General features: G+C 68.9%; 12 protein-coding genes. 7 read left to right on the forward strand and 5 right to left on the reverse strand.

Translation table 11 applies throughout. The features are described from left to right. The first annotated feature begins 31 nt into the window (after positions 1-31). From ABC319_RS14815 to ABC319_RS14830, 4 genes are all read left to right on the forward strand, one after another. Complete coding sequence (locus ABC319_RS14815) at positions 32-3,175, forward strand: autotransporter outer membrane beta-barrel domain-containing protein (protein ID WP_413070958.1); 3,144 nt, start codon at positions 32-34, stop codon at positions 3,173-3,175. A gap of 135 nt (positions 3,176-3,310) precedes the next feature. Further along, the gene (locus ABC319_RS14820) at positions 3,311-3,811 is read left to right on the forward strand and encodes an RNA polymerase sigma factor (RefSeq protein ID WP_413070959.1); all 501 of its coding nucleotides are present in this window, start codon (positions 3,311-3,313) and stop codon (positions 3,809-3,811) included. Beyond that, entirely contained in the window at positions 3,811-4,740 is a 930-nt protein-coding gene (locus ABC319_RS14825) for a FecR family protein (RefSeq protein WP_413070960.1), read from the forward strand. The genes ABC319_RS14820 and ABC319_RS14825 overlap by 1 nt, the downstream gene beginning before the upstream one ends. Then, positions 4,737-7,139 carry a TonB-dependent receptor gene (locus ABC319_RS14830; protein ID WP_413070961.1) on the forward strand — a complete coding sequence of 801 codons (2,403 nt, stop codon included), beginning with the start codon at positions 4,737-4,739 and terminating at the stop codon, positions 7,137-7,139. The genes ABC319_RS14825 and ABC319_RS14830 overlap by 4 nt, the downstream gene beginning before the upstream one ends. Here ABC319_RS14830 and ABC319_RS14835 read toward each other — a convergent pair. The 5 genes from ABC319_RS14835 to ABC319_RS14855 form a co-directional block, all read right to left on the reverse strand. Further along, on the reverse strand, positions 7,111-8,511 hold the full coding sequence (locus ABC319_RS14835) for a PepSY-associated TM helix domain-containing protein (RefSeq protein ID WP_413070962.1): 1,401 nt from the start codon (positions 8,509-8,511) through the stop codon (positions 7,111-7,113). The two genes, ABC319_RS14830 and ABC319_RS14835, sit on opposite strands and share 29 nt — an antisense overlap. A 15-nt stretch (positions 8,512-8,526) precedes the next feature. Next, a complete protein-coding gene (locus ABC319_RS14840) occupies positions 8,527-10,701 on the reverse strand; it encodes a TonB-dependent receptor (protein WP_413070963.1) in 2,175 nt (724 codons plus the stop codon). A gap of 79 nt (positions 10,702-10,780) precedes the next feature. Next, positions 10,781-11,209: a hypothetical protein gene (locus ABC319_RS14845; protein WP_413070964.1), complete on the reverse strand. Its 429-nt coding sequence runs from the start codon at positions 11,207-11,209 to the stop codon at positions 10,781-10,783. A gap of 133 nt (positions 11,210-11,342) precedes the next feature. After that, on the reverse strand, positions 11,343-12,854 hold the full coding sequence (locus tag ABC319_RS14850) for a cation:proton antiporter (RefSeq protein WP_413070965.1): 1,512 nt from the start codon (positions 12,852-12,854) through the stop codon (positions 11,343-11,345). Positions 12,855-12,950: 96 nt separating this feature from the next. Then, a complete protein-coding gene (locus ABC319_RS14855; protein ID WP_413070966.1) occupies positions 12,951-15,032 on the reverse strand; it encodes a TonB-dependent siderophore receptor in 2,082 nt (693 codons plus the stop codon). A gap of 192 nt (positions 15,033-15,224) precedes the next feature. On the opposite strand from ABC319_RS14855, the gene ABC319_RS14860 reads away from it, so the two are divergent. From ABC319_RS14860 to ABC319_RS14870, 3 genes are all read left to right on the forward strand, one after another. Continuing rightward, positions 15,225-15,836: a TetR/AcrR family transcriptional regulator gene (locus ABC319_RS14860; protein WP_413070967.1), complete on the forward strand. Its 612-nt coding sequence runs from the start codon at positions 15,225-15,227 to the stop codon at positions 15,834-15,836. 318 nt (positions 15,837-16,154) lie between these two features. Further along, complete coding sequence (locus tag ABC319_RS14865; protein WP_413070968.1) at positions 16,155-16,565, forward strand: hypothetical protein; 411 nt, start codon at positions 16,155-16,157, stop codon at positions 16,563-16,565. Beyond that, positions 16,562-17,821, forward strand: a complete 1,260-nt coding sequence (locus ABC319_RS14870; RefSeq protein ID WP_413070969.1) for an efflux RND transporter periplasmic adaptor subunit — start codon at positions 16,562-16,564, stop codon at positions 17,819-17,821. The genes ABC319_RS14865 and ABC319_RS14870 overlap by 4 nt, the downstream gene beginning before the upstream one ends. The last annotated feature ends 31 nt before the right edge of the window (positions 17,822-17,852 follow it).

Genomic DNA, 17,852 nt, shown 5'->3' on the forward strand with positions numbered 1-17,852 from the left:
TGTCAGAAGACATCCGAAGGGGATTCCATCCGTGTACCGCCTGCTCCTTGCCTCCTCAGCCACGCTTTCCCTGGTCGCCGCCACCTCCGCCGCCGGCCAGACGGTGATCGACACCAAGCGGACGACGGCGGTGCGCACCTCCACCGTCAGGAACGGGGCGGCGGACAACATCAGCATCGTGGCCGCCGGCAGCGTGGCGCCGGCGAGCGGCACCGCGGTGACGGTCGACAGCAACAACAATGTCGCCAACGCCGGCACGATCCAGATTACCGATGCCAACGGCGCGACCGGTATCCTGGCGCAGTCGGGCGTGCGTGGCGACATCACCAATACTGGCAAGATCATCGTCGATGAAACCTACACGGCGACGGATGCCGACAAGGACGGCGATCTGGACGGCCCGTTCGCGCAGGGCACCGGCCGCACCGGAATCCGGACGGCCGGCGCGTTCACCGGGACGATTTCCAATGCCGGCGAGATCACGGTGGAGGGCAACGACTCCGCCGGGCTGTTCCTGGGTGGCACGCTGACCGGGAACCTGACCCATGCCGGCAAGACGATCGTGACCGGCGATCGCAGCGTCGGCGTGCGCGCAGAAGCGGTGACCGGCACGGTGACGCTGGGCGGCACGATCACCGCGGTTGGGCGCGACGCAGTCGGCGCAAGGCTGGACGGCAATATCGGCGGCGCGCTGGTGATCGAGGGGCTGATCGGATCGACCGGTTTTCGCTCGACGGTGGCCCCCGCCGACGTGTCGAAGCTGGATGCCGACGACCTGCTCCAGGGTGGATCGGCACTGATCGTCGGTGGCGACGTCGCCGGTGGCATCACGCTGTCCAACGCCACCGGCAAGGTCGCCGACATCGTCACCTTCGGCTCGGCGCCCGCGTTCCAGATCGGGGCGGCCGGCCGGGCGGTGACGATCGGGGCGGTGTCGGGCGCGAACCCGGCGGCTGGACTGGTCGTCAATGGCAAGGTGACCGCCAGCGGGGTCTATAGCGGCAACACGGCGACCGCGCTGGCGATCGGCGGGCTGGGCGGCGGCGTGACGATCGCGCAGGGCGTCGCGATCGGCGGCGCGGTGCAGGCATCGGCGGTCGGGGCGGCAGCCACCGGCATCCGGTTCGGCGCGGGATCGACCACGCCAGAGCTGCGCATCACCGGTACGGTGGGCGCGGCGGGCGGCGGCGTGGCCGATACCCGGTCGGCGGCGATCCTGATCGACAGCGGCGCGGCGGTTCCGATCATCCGCAACACCGGAACGATCCGGGCAACGGCGACCGGGGCCACCGCCGTGGCCATCCTCGACCGGACCGGTGGCGTAACGCTGATCGAGAACAGCGGCACCATCGGTGCGGCGGGTACGGATGCCAGCCGGTCGATCGCAATCGACCTGTCGGCGAACACCAGCGGCGCGGTGATCCGCCAGACCGCCGCGACCGGCGCCGCCGCACCGGCGATCACCGGAGCGATCCGCTTCGGTGCGGGCAGCGACCGTCTGGACCTGGGTGCCGGTGCCGTATCGGGTGAGGTGTCGTTCGGCGGCGGCAACAACCGCCTGGACATGAGCGGCGCCAGCACCTTCGCCGGCACCGCGACCTTCGGCGGCGGTGTCGACACGCTGGCGATCGGCGGTACCGCGCGGTTCGACGGGATCGCCGATTTCGCCGGCGGCGGGCAGGACGTGCTCGCCATCACCGGCAAGGGCGTGTTTGCGGGGCGGCTGGTCAATGCCGGCAACCTGGCGGTGACGGTCGCGGCCGGTGGCGGCACCTTCGCCGCGAGCGGGGGTGGAACGATCGGATCGCTGTCGCTCGGCGACCAGTCGATCCTCAGCGTCGCCCTCGACAAGGCGAACCCGACCGGCAACCTGATCCAGGTGGCCGGTGCCACGACGATCGGCGCGAACAGCCAGCTGGCGCTGCGCGTGACCGGCGGGACCGACATTGCCGGGCGCTATGTCGTGCTGCGATCGGGTACGCTGACCGGCGCGACGAACCTGACGCTGGCCTCGGCTGCGGTGCCGTTCCTGTACAAGGGCGCGATCGTCGCCGGGGCGGCGAACGAGATCACCGTCGACGTGGTGCGCAAGCTGCGGAGCGAACTGGGCCTGAACGCGGCCGGTGCCGGCGCCTTCGACGCGATCGATGCCGCGATCGGCAGCGATGCGAAGGTCGCCGCGGCGATCCGGGGCCTCTACGACGGCGGCGAGTTCCGCAACGCGATCGCGCAGATGCTGCCCAACTACGCCGGCGGCGTGTTCGAGAGCGTGACCCTGGCCTCCCGCGCGGCGGCGGGGCAGCTGCGCGAACCCGCCGGCGAGTTCACCGAGGAAGGCACCTGGGGCATGTGGCTGACCCCGGTCGGCTGGGACGCGTCGAAGGGGACGCGCAGCACCACCAGCTACGACGTGCGCGGCTGGGGTCTCAGCGGCGGGCTGGAACGCAAGTCGCAGATGGGCAATTTCGGTGTCTCGCTCGCCTATCTGCGCGGGCGTGACAACGAAGGGCTGGCCGTCAACCGGGTCAATCACAGCCAGTACGAACTGGCCGGTTTCTGGCGTGGCCACTGGGGCGGATTTGCCGCACAGGTACGCGGATCGGCAGCGTTCCTGTCGTTCGACGCCCGACGCCAGTTCGACGGGACGATCGGTTCCGAGGCGGTGCAGCGCCGCGCCGTCGCCGACTGGAACGGTATGCTCTACTCGGGCGCGGGCGCGGTGTCGTACGAGCACGTCGTCGGACAGTTCAGCCTGCGCCCCATCATCGCCCTCGACTACTACAAGCTCAACGAGGATGCGTATCGCGAGACGGGGGGCGGCACGGCATACGACCTGACCGTGAGGAAGCGCAGCAGCGACGAGCTGGCGGTATCCGCCACGCTGGCGGCAGGCATCAACTTCGGCGGCGACAACCGGTACGATCAGTGGAGCCGGATCGAGCTGGAAGGCGGCCGGCGCGAGCGGATCGCCGGGGCACTGGGTCGCACCACCGCCAGCTTCGGCAGCGGCACCGCCTTCACGCTCGACCCCGAGGAGCGGGGCGGCGGGTGGACCGGCCGGATCCGCGCGATCACCGGCACCACCGAGGTGCGGCTGAGCGGCGAGGTAGGCGCCGAGCAGCGGCTGGGTGACGTCGCGCTGTCGGCGCGCGCGGCGCTGCAGTTCGCGTTCTAGGACGACGGGAAGGTGCGCTCCTCCAGCCTGTGCGGTGTTCCCGCCCTGCGCCCCGATCCCGGGCGGAGCGTCTTCTTTCCTCCGTCGGGATCCGCTAGAGGGGCCGTCCTCTGCACCATTCGACCGGTCAACGCCATGCCGCCCCCCGGGTCTCCCACAGGGATCGAGGCCGTCTTCCTCGCCAATCGCGACAAGCTGGTCCGCTTCCTGCTGGCGCGCGGGGCGGGGGATGCGGCCGAGGATCTGGTCCATGACCTCTGGCTGAAAGTGGCGGGGCGGATGGAGGGGCCGATCGGCAATCCGCTTGCCTATCTGTTCCGGGCTGCGGACACGCTGATGATCGATCGCTACCGTGCCCGCCGGCAGGCGGAGCGACGCGATCAGGCATGGTCCGACCAACTGGTCGACGAAGAGCCCTCCGTCGACCGCGCGGTCGCGGCGCGGCAGGAAGCCGCGGTGGTCGCTGCCGCGCTGGCGGCGCTCGGAACTCGCAAGGAAACGGTCTTCCGGCGGGTCCGCATCGATGGCGTGGCCCAACGCGTGGTGGCGGCCGAGCTGGGGATCAGCATCAGCACCGTCGAAAGTGATCTGCGTCTGGCCTGTCGCGCACTGATCGACCTTAAGGAGCGGTTGTGATGGCCGACGAAGATGACGAGGCGATCGACTGGGCGATCCGCATGACCGAGCCCGACGCCGACTGGGACGCTTTCACGACGTGGCTGGAGGGCGATGCCGGTCGGTCCGCGCGTTATGACCGGGCGGTGACGGCGTTGCAGGATGCCGAGCAGGCGCTGGCCGAGCTGACGCCCGCCGCGAACGACGATGATCCTGACCTCGCCAGCCGGTCTCGCCGGTCTCGCCGGTCTGTGGGACGATGGTTCGGTGGCGCGATCGCCGCTGCGCTGGTCGGTGCGGTCGGGCTAGGTCTGTGGAACGAGGGTCCGCGGCCCTATACGATCGAGACCGCGGCGGGGGAGCAGCGCACGCTGACGCTGGCCGACGGCAGCCGCATCGTGCTGGCCGGCGCATCGGCGGTGCGGCTGGACCATGACGATCCACGGGTGGCGACGGTGGAGCGGGGCGAGATGCTGTTCCGGGTTCGGCACGATGCCGACCGTCCGTTCGCGGTACAGGTCGGGGCATTGCGGCTGGTCGATCTGGGCACGGTGTTCAACGTGAAGAAGGCGGGCGGCAATACCCGCGTCGCCGTCGCGGAGGGTGCGGTGATGGTGGATCCGGACGGCGCCGCGTTGCGGCTGGATCCGGGGCAGACGGTGATCGCCCGCGGCGCGTCGCTGGTGCGCGGATCGATCGATCCGGCGGATATCGGAGGCTGGCAGCAGGGACGGCTGTCGTTCGACGGGGCGTCGTTGGACGAGGTGGCGGCAGACCTGTCTCGCCAGCTGGGCTGGCCGGTAAAAGCGGCGCCGGCAATCGCGCGGCGGACGTTCCGCGGTACGCTGGACACCCAGACGCTGAAGGATCGGCCGACACTGCTGGGACAGTTGCTGGACGTGTCGGTGCGGCAGGACGATGGCGGCTGGACGCTGGAGGCGCATCGGTGATCCGAGCCGCGGTCGCAGGTGCGGCCATGGTGGCGATGATGTCGTCCGCCCCGGCAATCGCCCAGACGATCGCGATCGACCTGCCCGCCGGCACGGTCGGTGGGCAGGTGATGGCGCTCGGCAGGGTCGCGCGGGTCAGCGTCGTGGTGCCGGAAGGGCGGCTATGGCGACAGCGTGTGCCCGCGCTTCGTGGCCGGTGGGAAGCCGCGCAGGCACTATCCGTCATCGCGCGCCGGGCGGGGGCGGAGGTGATCGTGATCGGCCCGGACAGCTGGCGGCTGATCCCGCGCCGCCGTGCAGCGCCGCGGCCCAAACCCGCACCCGTCGCTCCGCTACCCGAACCCGCCGCCGACCCGGGCGGCGACATCGTCGTCACCGCCAGCAAGCGCGACACGACGCGCGATCATTTTGCCGGCCAGTATGCGCGCGTTGCCGGGATCGACCTGGAGTTCGGCGGCGCGGGCGGCACCGATCGGCTGGCCGACCGGCTGACCAGCGTCGCCTCCACCTATCTGGGGGCGGGCCGCAACAAGCTGTTCATTCGCGGCATCGCCGATTCCAGCTTCACCGGGCCGACCCAGGCGACCGTGGGCCAGTATTTCGGCGACCTGCGGCTCAGCTACAATGCCCCCGATCCCGACCTGCGGCTGGCCGATCTCGCCGCTGTCGAGGTGTTGGAAGGGCCACAGGGGACGTTGTACGGAGCGGGGTCGCTGGGCGGATTGATCCGGCTGGTGCCCAACGCGCCCGATCCTTCGCGATTCGCCGGATCGGCCGTGCTGGGCGGATCGGCAACCACGCACGGATCGCCCGGGGCGGATGCGCAGCTGGTCGCCAACCTGCCGGTGGTGACGGACCGACTGGCCGTCCGGATCGTCGCCAATGCCGCGAGCGAGGGCGGCTATATCGACAAGCCGTTGCTCGATCGCACCGACGTGAACCGCACCCGGATCGAGGGCGGCAGGGCCGCCGCGCACCTGGATCTTGCCCACGACTGGAGCGTCGAGATGATCGGGATCGGCCAGCGTATCCGCGGTGCCGACAGCCAGTATGCCGATCGCGAGGGGCGGCCGCTCACCCGCTCGGCACCGGTGACCGAAGGCTTCAGCGCCGATTTCGGGCAGGCGCAGATCGTGCTCGCCGGATCGCTGGGGCGGGTCCGGTTCCGCTCGACGTCCGGCGTGACCGCCCACGACCTGATGGAACGATACGACGCAACGACGCCGGGCGAACCGGTGCAACTGTTCGCGCAGGCGAACCGCACGCGGATGCAGGCGAACGAGACGCGGATCTGGTCGTCGGCCGCCGACGGGTCGGGCTGGCTCGCCGGGTTCAGCTACATCCACAATCGAACGCGGCTGACCCGCCTCCGTGGTACGCCGGGAGCGTTGCAGCCGACCACCGGCGTCGTCAACGCGATCCGCGAGGCGACGCTGTACGGCGAAGGAAGCGTACGCCTGCTGCCCGGCCTGCTGACGACGGCCGGGCTGCGGGTCACGCGGTCGGTGCTGGGCGGCGAGGGCGAGGATGCGCCGTTGCGGCTGGAACCGGCGGCGCTGGCCATGACCGCGCAACGGAGCCAGACGATCGTCCTGCCGTCCGCCGCCGCCCTGATCGATCTGACCGGAAGGATGCAGCTGTTCCTGCGTTATCAGCAGGGCTTCCGGCCGGGCGGCCTTGCGATCGAGAGCGATTTCGTTCGCCGGTTCCGCAACGACCGGGTGGCGACGATCGAGGCCGGGATACGCACCGGACGGGCGCGGACGTCGCGGCTCGACGCCGCGCTGACGGTCGCGCACACGTCTTGGCGGGACATCCAGGCGGACTTCATCGACGGATCGGGACTGCCCAGCACCGCGAACATCGGCGACGGGCGGCTCTGGACCGTCGAGGCAAGTGTGGGCGCGCGGATCGGCGATGCCCTGCGGCTGGAGGGGGCGGTGTCGTACAATGACGGCCGCATCGACGATCCATCGACCGTGCGGCTGTTCGATCTCGTCGCAAGCCAGGCTGTCGATCCGGCGAGTACGCGGGCGCAGATCCTGGCACGGTTGAGCCAGATACCGAACATCGCCCGGGTTACCGCACGCACCGGCGCGACGTATCGGCGCCGATTGGGAACGGCCACCGATCTGAAGGTGGACGGCTGGATCCGGTATGTCGGATCGTCGCGCCTGGGTGTCGGCCCGGTGCTCGGCCAACAGCAGGGCAGCTACCTTGATACCGGCATTACCGCGCGCCTCGGCCTGGGGGACATCGGGATCACAGCGGGCATCACCAACGTCGCCGATGTCCGGGGCAACCGCTTCGCACTGGGCACACCGTTCACCACCGGGCGCGATCAGGTGACGCCGCTGCGCCCCCGAACGTTCAGGCTGGGGCTGGATACCCGCTTCTAGCGCGGCGGCGTCGCACCGCGAGGATCAGCCGGTCGACGATCGCCACGACCAGCACCGACGCACCCAGCACCGGGAACAGGATCGACGCCACGACCAGGATCGCGATCGCGCCGCCGATGCGCGCATCGGGGGTGCGCGGCGGGGCGGCCAGGCGGGCGGTCGGCCGCCGCTTCCACCACATCGCGATGCCGCTGACGACCAGCAGGACGATGGCGATGCAGGTCGCCAGCATGACGATCTGGTTGGCCAGTCCGAAGTAATTGCCCATGTGGAGCTGCACGCCGAGTTCGATCGCCTTGCCGGCCGCGCCATAGTCGCGATAGCCGACCTGGCGGATCAGGCGGAAGCTGTAGCGGTCGAAATACAGGCTGCGCTGTCCCTGCGGCCGATCGGGATAGGTATAGGCGGTGTAGACTCCGGTCTGGCCGGCGGGCGGGAAGAGGCGGTAACCGCCGGGCAGCGCATAATCTTGCGCCAGCATCGCCGCGACCCGGTCGAGCCCGGCGATGGCGGATCGATCCACCGGGCCGGCCGGCATGGTATGCCCGGCATGGCCGCTGCCCGGCGACGAGGCGGGCATCGGTGCGGCCTCCATCGTCCACGGCGCGGCGCCCAGAGCCGTCTTCATCGGCGTGCTCGATGGCGCTCCATAGGTGGAGTGCGAGCCGGGATAGCCGATCCCAAGCCGGGTCGTGATCGACTGGAGCAGCGGCCCCTGAACCTGCGCCCAGGGCAGACCGGTCAGCAGCAGGAAGGCGATGAACGCCGTCGCCCAGAAGCCGGTCGTCGCATGCAGGTCACGCCACAGCGGCCGGCCGCGGTTCCGCAGCCGCGGATAGAGGATGCCGCCCAGCCTGCGCCGTCCGCGCGGCCACCACAAGTACAGGCCGGTGGCGATCAGGACGAGCGCCCAGCATGCCGCCAGCTCCATCGCGACGCTGCCCCATGTTCCCAGCATCAGCGAGCCGTGTATCGTATCGGCGAGCCCGACGAGCGTGCGGGTATAGACGAACGAACCCAGTACCGTGCCCGTGCCCGGATCGACCGCGACCCGGACGGGGTCGCCGTGCGGCGGGGTGACGAACACCACTGCCGGCCGGTTTGCCGCCGCCGGCAGGTCGATCCGCGTGGCGGTGCCGGGATGCGCATCCAGCGCCGCCCGCACCATTTGCGAGGGAGGCTGTGCGGCGGCATGGGCCGCGACGAAGCGCCGTTGGGGATAGAGCGCGTCGTCGATCTCGTCGTTGAACAGATAGATCGCGCCGGTCACGCTGAGGATCAGCAGGAACGGGGCGACGAAGAGGCCGGCATAGAAATGCCATCGCCAGATCGCGCGATAGGAGCGTGACGCGGTGGCGTTCGCATTGACCATCGATACAGCTCCGGATCAGAACCGGGAGGACAGGGAGACGTCGATGCCGCGCGGCGCGCCGACATAGACCTGCGTGGCGCTGTAGCCCGACCAATAGGCATAGAAGCGGTTGGCGAGATTACGCGCTCTGACCGTCACGACGGTCCATGGCAGGCGATAGGCGATCGCCGCGTCGAGCACCGTGTAGCCGCCGATCCGCACAGCGTTGGCGGGGCTGGTGTATATGTCCCCGACATGACGCACGCTGCCGCTGGCCGTCACCGGCAAGGCGTCGACATTGTAGAACAGCGTCAGGTTCGCCAGCTGCTGCGGCACGTTGTTCGGGCGATTGCCGGACAGATCGATGCCGCCCGCGCCGGTCAACTTGTCGTACCGCGCCTTCAGCAGCGCGCCGTTGGCGTCGATCGTCAGGTGGCGCGTGATCGTGCCGGTCGCCGAGAACTCGATCCCGCGAGACGACTGGGCGCCGCCCTGCACCTGCACGCCGGGCCGGGCCGGGTCGCGGGTCAGGATGCCGGTCTGCCGGATCCAGTATGCGGCGCCGGTGACCGTCAGCCGGCCGCCGAAGAGATCGGCCTTGATGCCGCCTTCCACCGAATCGCCCTTCGTCAGGTCGACGCTGGCGCGCAGCACGTTGGACAGGATCAGCGATCCGACCGGCGTGATTGCGTGACTGTACTGGGCATAGAGCTGGGTGTCGGCCGCAAGGTGGTACACCGTGCCGATCCGGCCGGAGACCGCCTGGAAGCGGCGGCCGAACCGCTGGACGGTCCCGGCGTTCAGGTCGTCGATGCGGCGATCGAGGTCGATATGGTCGAACCGCAGGCCGCCGAGCAGCAGCCACTTGTCGTCCAGATCGACCGCATCCTCGCCGAATACCGCCCAGCTCCTGACCTGCGATGCGAAGTCTGCGCGGTTGCCGGAACCGGGGAAGTTGGCCGCGTCGTCGGCGGGAAATCGTCCGCGTACCGGATCGAACAGGCCAACCGACGTCATCGTGCCGAAGCGGCGGATGGTTCCGAAATCCGTCCGGTTATACTCGGCGCCGATGTTCACCCGGTGCCGCATGCCGCCGACATGGACATCGCCGGTCAGATACGCACGGTTCGACCAGCTGTCGTGGTCGTGATCGATCCGGGTGGTGCCCCGGTCGAGCAGACCGGTCGCCTCGTCAAAGGTGAAATCCTCGGAGTTCGCCCACTCGCGCCTGCCACGATAGAGGCTGGCCTCGTCGGTCAGCGTCCAGCCGCCGCCGAGGTCATAGGCGATGCGGCCACGTCCCCAATAGCTGTCGGAATCCATCCGCCCGTCGGCGACGTTGTAATTCCGGTCGCGCATCGCGCGATCGAGAACATAGCCGTTACCGGTATGAACGACGGACGATGCGTCGAGCGCCACGGCTTCGGGGACCAGCGGCGTGCCCTGATAGGGCGTCTGGTTGCGATCCTGGAAATAGTCGAAGGCCAGCATGACCGACAGCCGTTCGACGGGCCTCAATGCGAGACTGGACGTCGACTGGACGGTTCGCGTGCCGGTGTCGTCGACATATCCGTCGCTGCGCGACAGCCCGAGATCGGTGCGGAACGCGGCACCGGTCGCGAGCGGCTGGTTGATGCCGATGCCAAGCCGCGCCGTACCGAAGCTGCCGTAACTGGCGAGCGCATCGACATGGGCGGCATCGAACGCCGGCTTCTTGGGAACGAGGTTGATCGCGCCCGCGAGCGCGCCGTCGCCGTACAGGATCGATGCCGGACCCTTCAGCACCTCGATCCGGTCGAAGTTGAAGCTGTCGTAGTTGCGGTTGAGGATCGACGAATCCACCGCCCGCATGCCGTCGAAGAGGTAGGAGACGGCACCCGTCGTGAAGCCGCGGATCGTGGCGCTTGCCGGCTCGCCCGGAAGCAGGCCTGCGACGATGCCGGGGACGCTGTCGTAGACCTCGACCGCGGTTCGCAGCCCCTTGGCCTGCATCGCGGCCTGGGTGACGGTGTCGAGCGTCGCCGGCGTCTCGCGGTTGGAGAGGGACAGCCGGCTGCCCGTGTCGGCCGGCTGGTCGAGCCGGCGGAGATCGCGTTGGCCGGTGATGACGATATCGGTGTTGGCGACGCCCGGCGCGCGCGACTGGGCGAACGCCGGAGCGGCGAGAAGGCAGGGCGCGACGGTCCCTGCCAGCAGGAGGTAACGGAACATGCAGGAACCCTCGACCGTCTGCGCGTGGGCGCAGACCAACATACGGGATCGCCCCCGGTACGGGACGATCATCGATCGGTCAGTCGCGGGCGGGCGGTCCTATCGGTGGCGGTCGGAGATGCGAGGCATCCAGTGGCGCGGATGGGTGGACAGAGCGGAAACCGGTCGCCGCGATAAAGGCGAGCAGCCCGGCCAGCTGCACCGGATCGATCGCGCCGAGCGTCGCGGCCGACAGGCCGGCATAGGCACAGGGCGCATCCGCCTGATCTGCCTTGCGATGGCCCCCCTTGTCGCCATGCCCCATCGAGGCGGCGTGATCCGTCGCCATGCCGTGCATCCCATGCATGACCATCGCGGCGGGGGCCGGCGCGACGCCCGGACAGATCGTGATCGTCGGCAGGCCGTGATCGTTCGTGATCATATAGCCGGTGGGCACCAGCAATTTCAGCAACAGCGCCGCCACGCAGAGTAGCACCGCGAGGTCGCGTCGAAGCAGAAGGCGGCGCATGACGGGCACCGGGGGGCGTTATCCTGCTGCCGCCATCCTGTCACTGTGACATTCCGTCCTACCGGGCCGCGTGGAATCGCCAACCTTGCCCGAGGGTTGCGGCAAGGCGCCTGCACGGAGCGAGTGCCGCCACTCAGGCCGAGCGCAGGACGTTGTCGGAAAAGGATCGCGCCTCGACCTCGGACCAGTCGAGTTCCTCCAGCAGTCGGCGGTATACGTCCTCGGCGATGTCGCCGCCATCGCGCATGGCGTTCAGGGCGGCGCGCTGTCGGTGGACGACGTCCAGGTGCAGCCGGTCGAATTCAGATGGTGCCTGCGGATCCTCGCCGCTCGCCACCACGGCGCCGGCGGCACCGTATCGGACCCGCAAGGCGTTCGCCGCATCGCCCCGATCGTCGCCCAGGGCGGCGAGCCCGGCATCGATCAGGCGTCGGCGAGCGGCGCCGACTTTGCCTGCGAGCCCGGCATCGTCGCCGATCGCCAGCCAGCGGATCAGCGGGCCGAGCGTCAGGCCTTGGACGACGAGCGTGCCGATGACGACGGTGAACGCGGCGAGCACGATCTGATCGCGTCCGGGAACCGCCGCCGGCAGGGCGAAGGCGGTCGCCAGCGTGACCAGCCCCCTCATCCCCGACCAGCCGAGCACCAGCGACGCCCGCCAGGGCGGCGGCGCCGGCAGCCAGGCGGGCCGGTAGCGGCGGGTGATGAAACCCTCGACCGCACGGACCACGAACACCCACGCCATCCTGGTGCCGAGTACCGTGCCCAGCACCGCCAGCGAGAAGCCGATCGAGGGCAGTCGCTCGGCGCTGGTCAGCCGGATCAGGACGTCGCGGGATTGCAGGCCCATCAGCATGAATGCCACGACGTTCAGAACCAGTACCGCGGCGGCCCATACCGCCTTGCTCTGGATACGATCGCGGGCAGGCTGGCCGGTCGGCCGGCGTTGCGCGACGAGCAGCCCGAACGCGACGACCGCCAGGACGGACGACAGGTGCAGCCGTTCCGCCAGCAGCCAGATCGCGAAGGTGACGGCGAAATCCGCGAGGCTGGATCCCAGCGTACCCGAGAAGAGAGGGACGATGCGCAGATACAGCCAGGCCGCACCGAGTCCGAACAGGATGCCGCCCGGCGCCGCCGCAGCCAGAACCCATGGGGTGGTGGGATCGTCGGTGTGGGTCGCCAGCGCAACCGCCAGGCCGAACAGCAGCAGCGCCGTCGCATCGTTCAGCAGGCTTTCCCCCTGCAGCAGCAGCAGCCCGCGTCGCGGAATGCCGATCTCGGACAGCACGGCTTCCGCCGCCGCGGCATCGGGTGGCGCCACGATCGCGCCCAGCGCAAAGGCGGCGGCGAGCGGTAGCCCGCCGACCACCACGCCGACCCAGGTCACCGCCGCGGTCGTCACCAGCACGGCGAAGACGGCCAGCGCCAGCAGGGGGAACCAGTAGCGGCGCAGCCCGCGCAGGCTGGTGTGATAGGCGGCGTGGAGCAGCGCGGGCGCGATGAACAGCGCCATCGCCAAGGGCGGATCGACGTCGATATCCGGCGCGAAGGGCAGCAGCGCGAAACCGATCCCCGCCGCGGCCAGCAGGGTAGGATAGGGGATGTTGAGCTTGCGGGCGACCACCAGCAGCAGGAGAGCCACCAGCAGTATCGCGTCCAAGCCTTCGAACAAGTGCATCGGCGTCAACGGATCGGGCAGCCCTTCGGCTCCTGACCTATGACATCGATGCCCCCGGCGTCAGATTCCGAAGCGGGCGGAGAGGCGCACGGTCCGCGGTTGTCCGGGATAGATCCAGACGGGGCTGTAGGAACTCTGGGCGTAGCGTGCGTCCAGCAGGTTGTCGGCCTCGAGCCGGAAGGTGAGTTGGGTTGAAAGGGCGTATTCCGCCGCCGCCTTCACCTTGACATAGTCGGGCAGGACGAGCCCGCTGGCGTCCACCGCGCCCGCACGGTTTCCGACATAGGCGGCCCCCGCGCTGATCGATATGCCGCGGCCGCCGTCATCGAGAAAGCGGCCGAGCGCGAATATTGTCCCGCTGTGCGCCGGCACGTTCAGCACCCGATCGGTGGCGAAGTTGCGGTCGTCCGTCCGGGCATGCGTCCAGGCATAGTTGGCGACAAGCTGCCAGTGGGGAGCCAGCCTGATCGACGCGTCCGCCTCCAGCCCGCGGCTACGAAGGCTGCCGACGGGCGCGAGGAAGTTGGCGTCGAGCGGGTCGTTGGTCAGGATGCCGCGTTTGCGGATGTCGAACCAGGTCACGGCGAGGTCGATCCCCGGCCATCGACCGGCAACCCCCAGTTCGTACCCCTTGCCGGTCTCGGGCGCGAAACCCTGTCCGGCTCGATCGGTACCGGAGTTCAGGACGAAGTTTTCTCCCCAGTTCGCATGTACCGCGACGGCATCGGTGACCTGATAGCGTCCGCCGACCCGGAAGGTAACGGGTCGATCGATGGTACGGCCGACGGTGCCGGTACGATTGTTCCTGATCCGCTGGTTGTAGGCATCGAGCCGGGCGCCGCCTGACAGGGTCAGCCTATCGGTGACATCCCACATGTCCTGCACATAGAGCGTTCCCGACCAACGCCTCTCGTCGTTGTTGGTGAAGGGAAGCAGGACGGGCGGCGTTCCGCCATAGACCGGCTGATAGACATCGATGGCGTAGGGGAAGGCGGCGGTCGGGTTGCGGCGCATCCACCGCTCGCCATAATCGAGGCGATATCCCTTGATCCCGATGGCGGGACGATGGGCGCCGATCCGCCCCGAAACCTCAAGGCGGGCGGAGAGATCGTCGACGCTGAAATCGCGCGAGCGACGCTGCCGCCACAATGTGCGATCGCCGACCAGACGCGACTGGTCCGACGAGAAACCCCTCAGCGTGCCCGTGCGCCACGCGATGCCGCCGTTCAACGTCCATCCGCTGCCCAGGCCGGCGAGCCCGGTAAGCTGATGCCGCTCGTTGCGGAACCGGGTCACGCCATCGGCCGGTTCGCCATAGAAGGTGCGTTGCGGCGCGCCGTTGGCATCGCCACCGATCGCCGGAACGCCGCGATCGAACGGCGCGTCGAAATGGTTGATTTCGGCGAGATAGGTCAGCCGCACCGCGTCGCTCGGCTGCCACGTGAGAGAGGGCGATACCGTTCTGCGCCGGAGATCGACGAAGTTGCGCCAGCCATCGGAATCCTCCGCAGCCACCACGATGCGGGCGGCGATCGTCGCGGATAGCGGTCCGGTGGCGTCGAGTTCCGCCCGCCGCGTATTGAACGAGCCATAGGTCAGGATGGCGGTGGCGCCGGGTGCGAAGCTGGGCGTCTTGCTGACGATATTGACGCGCCCCGCCGGGTCGATGTCGCCGAACAGGGCTCCTGCCGGTCCCTTCAGCAACTCGACCCGCTCCGCCGTGGCAGGATCGCGCGGTGGTGCCATGCCGCGATTGGCCAGGAAGCCGTCGACATAGTATTCGGCACCGCCATCGGGTGTGCCCAGAAAGCCGCGGATCGCGAAATTGTCGATCACGCCGCCGCGGTTGTTCTGGTTGCTGACGCCGCTGACCAGCTCCAGCGCATCCGCCAGACGGTACGTCCCCGCCGCGGTCAGCAGGTCGCGTTCGATCGACCGGCTCGACTGCGACATCGTCTCGGTGACGATGTCGGACGAGATGGTCTGGTCGGCCCGGGCGCGCCGCGTGCCGAGAACCACGATCTCGCCACCGTTCGCTTCTTCGGCGGCGATCTCGGCATCCATCGCCGGATCCGCTGTGGCGGGCAGGGAGCAGAGCAGCAGCGAAAAGGCAAAGAGCGACGACGATGATTTGATACGCACGGACCTGCCTAATCAGATATGTTGTATCATCACGAGTGCAGTATATCGAACGGAGCCGTCAACCCTGCACGATGTTCTTTCTACATCCGGTATCTCGATGCCATCGCCGTCGCCTGCCGCGCTGGCGCTCGGTGAGGATGGTCGTCCGCAAACGCTTGCATGCCCGGTGCAATTACTTATATACCGGGCGTTATGGAAACTGTCGCCTGTACCGTGTCCAAGGGACGCCCGCGTGAGTTCTGCGTTGATATGGCGCTGGCGGCTGCCCTGCGTGTCTTCTGGACGAAGGGGTATGAGGGTGCGTCGATGGCGGACCTGACCGAGGCGATGGGCATCACCAAGCCCAGCCTCTATGCGGCCTTCGGTAACAAGGAGGCGCTGTTCCACAAGGCACTCGACCTGTACGAGGCCGAGAAGCTGGAATATACCCGCGTCGCGCTGGAGCAGCCGACCGCGCGATCCGTCGCTGAGTATTTCATGCGCGGCGCACTGGAAACCCAGACCAGCAACTGCGATCCCAAGGGCTGTCTGGGGGTCATCCATTCGATGGCCTGCGGGGCCGAGGCCGAGTCGATCAAGGCCGATGTGCTGAAGCGTCGCGCCTCGTCGCAGCAGGCGCTGGTCGACCGGATGGAGCGGGCGAAGGCGGACGGCGATCTGCCGGCGCACGTCGATGTGCAAGGGCTGACAAGCTATCTGTATGCGATCCTTCAGGGGATGGCGGTGCAGGCTGGTTCCGGCGCGAGCCGTGCCGAGCTGGAACGCCTGGTCGAGACGACGCTGGCGGTGTGGCCGAGCAAGTGATTCCGCGCGATGCGCAGCGTTCGAGAAAAAGTTACCGGCCGGTACAGAAAGCCATTGACGAACAGAACCGGCGTTAATATACCAGTCAGTATAGAAGGTGGCCGCCGAAAGGAACAGCGCCATGGACCGACTGACCAGTATCGTACCACCGTCCAGTAGCTGACGGACTAGTAACCCATCATCGCAGGCGCTGACGCCGGGCATGCCGCCCGGCGACCGCATCCGCCTGTTCCGTTTGACCAATCACGTATCTGCCACGGGCGACGCCCGGTGGGCCTGTGCCCCGCCGTGCCCGGACGATCGATCAGGGAGATCATCATGGCCTATCTCGCATTTTCCGAAGCCGGTGTCGGCGCCACGGGCGAAGTCACCACCCACCCGGTAGCAGATCCGATCGCCACCGCGGGCAAGCCGCAGCTGTCGGCGCTCGAATGGTCGGTGATCGCCCTAGCCCGCAAGGACCGGCTTGCCTCGCTCCGTACACCCGGCCGCATCGCTACCGCGATGGGCGCATTGTTCGGCGGTGTCCGTGATCCGCGGCTGGCCGATCCGCGGCTGGAGGCGCTGCGCCGCATCGCGGTGCTGAGCTGGCACCACGGCTACACGGTTCCCTCACACGCCGTCCGGCGCTTCCTGTCGGCAGGCTTTTCGCCCGCGCAGTACGAGTTGCTGGTCGACAGCATCGACGCCGGTCGCCGGCGGCAGCAGCAGGAAAGGCTGCGCGCATGAACATGTTCACGAAGATCGAGCCGGCGGCGGGTGACGCGACGACGTCGTCGCCTGCCGCGCAGACCCGTTGGCGACGTGGAGCGCTGGTGCTGGTCCCGGTTGCCGTGGCCGGCATCGGCTACACGCTGTTCCACCGCGAGGCGCCGGCGATCGCCGCACCGCCGCCGCCGACCGTCACCGTGGCCCAGCCGCTGGTGCGCGAGGTGAACGAGTGGGACGATTATGTCGGCCGGTTCGAGCCGAGCCGCAGCGTCGAGGTACGGCCGCGGGTGTCGGGCGCGATCACCGCGGTGCACTTCACCGATGGTGCGATCGTGCGCAAGGGCCAGCTGCTCTTCACCATCGACGCTCGCCCCTTCGCTGCCGCCCTGGCGGAAGCGCGGGCCGGGCTTGCCAGTGCCCAGAGCGACGTGGCTCTGGCGCGCGCCAATCTGGAGCGGGCGAACCGGCTGGCCGCGGATGATGCGGTGTCGAAGAGCGATCTCGACCAGCTGAATGCCCGCCTGCGCGCGGCCAATGCGTCGCTTGCGGCGGCGCAGGCGCGCGTCCGGTCGCGGGCGCTGGACGTGGAGTTCGCACAGGTGCGGGCGCCGATCGGCGGGCGGGTCTCCGATCGCAGGATCGATGCCGGCAATCTGGTGGCGGCAGGCGATGCGAATGGCACGCTGCTGACCACGATCAACGCGCTCGACCCGATCTATTTCAGCTTCGACGGATCGGAGGCCCTGTTCCTGAAGACCCGTCGCGCGGCCGAAAACGGCGGGCAAGTGTCTGCGGTGCAAGTGAAATTGCAGGACGAGGGCGAGTATCGGTGGCAGGGACGGCTGGATTTCACCGATAACGGGCTGGATCCACGGTCCGGAACCATCCGGGGCAGGGCCGTGCTGGCCAACCCGAACCTGTTTCTAACACCGGGTATGTTCGGCAACATGCGACTGGCGAGCGGCGGCACGGCCCGCGCGCTGCTGGTTCCCGATGCCGCGGTGCAGACCGACCAGGCACGCAAGACCCTGCTGACCGTGGCGCCGGACGGATCCGTCGCGGCGAAGGCGGTCGAGCTGGGACCGATCCTGAACGGCCTGCGCGTGGTGCGCAGCGGCATCGCGCCGGGCGATCGGATCGTCATCAGCGGCACGCAGATGGCGATGCCGGGCAGCAAGGTACAGGTCAGGCCGGGCCGGATCGCACCGGCCGCGATCACCGCCGTGCCGACCGGTGCCGCACCGCTCAGCGGCGAGGCGACCTTCGCCCGGTAATCCTGTTCCCTGACTCACCCGTCCGTCGACC

This window comes from Sphingomonas phoenicis, from assembly GCF_047238005.1.
Classification (GTDB): Bacteria; Pseudomonadota; Alphaproteobacteria; order Sphingomonadales; family Sphingomonadaceae; genus Sphingomonas.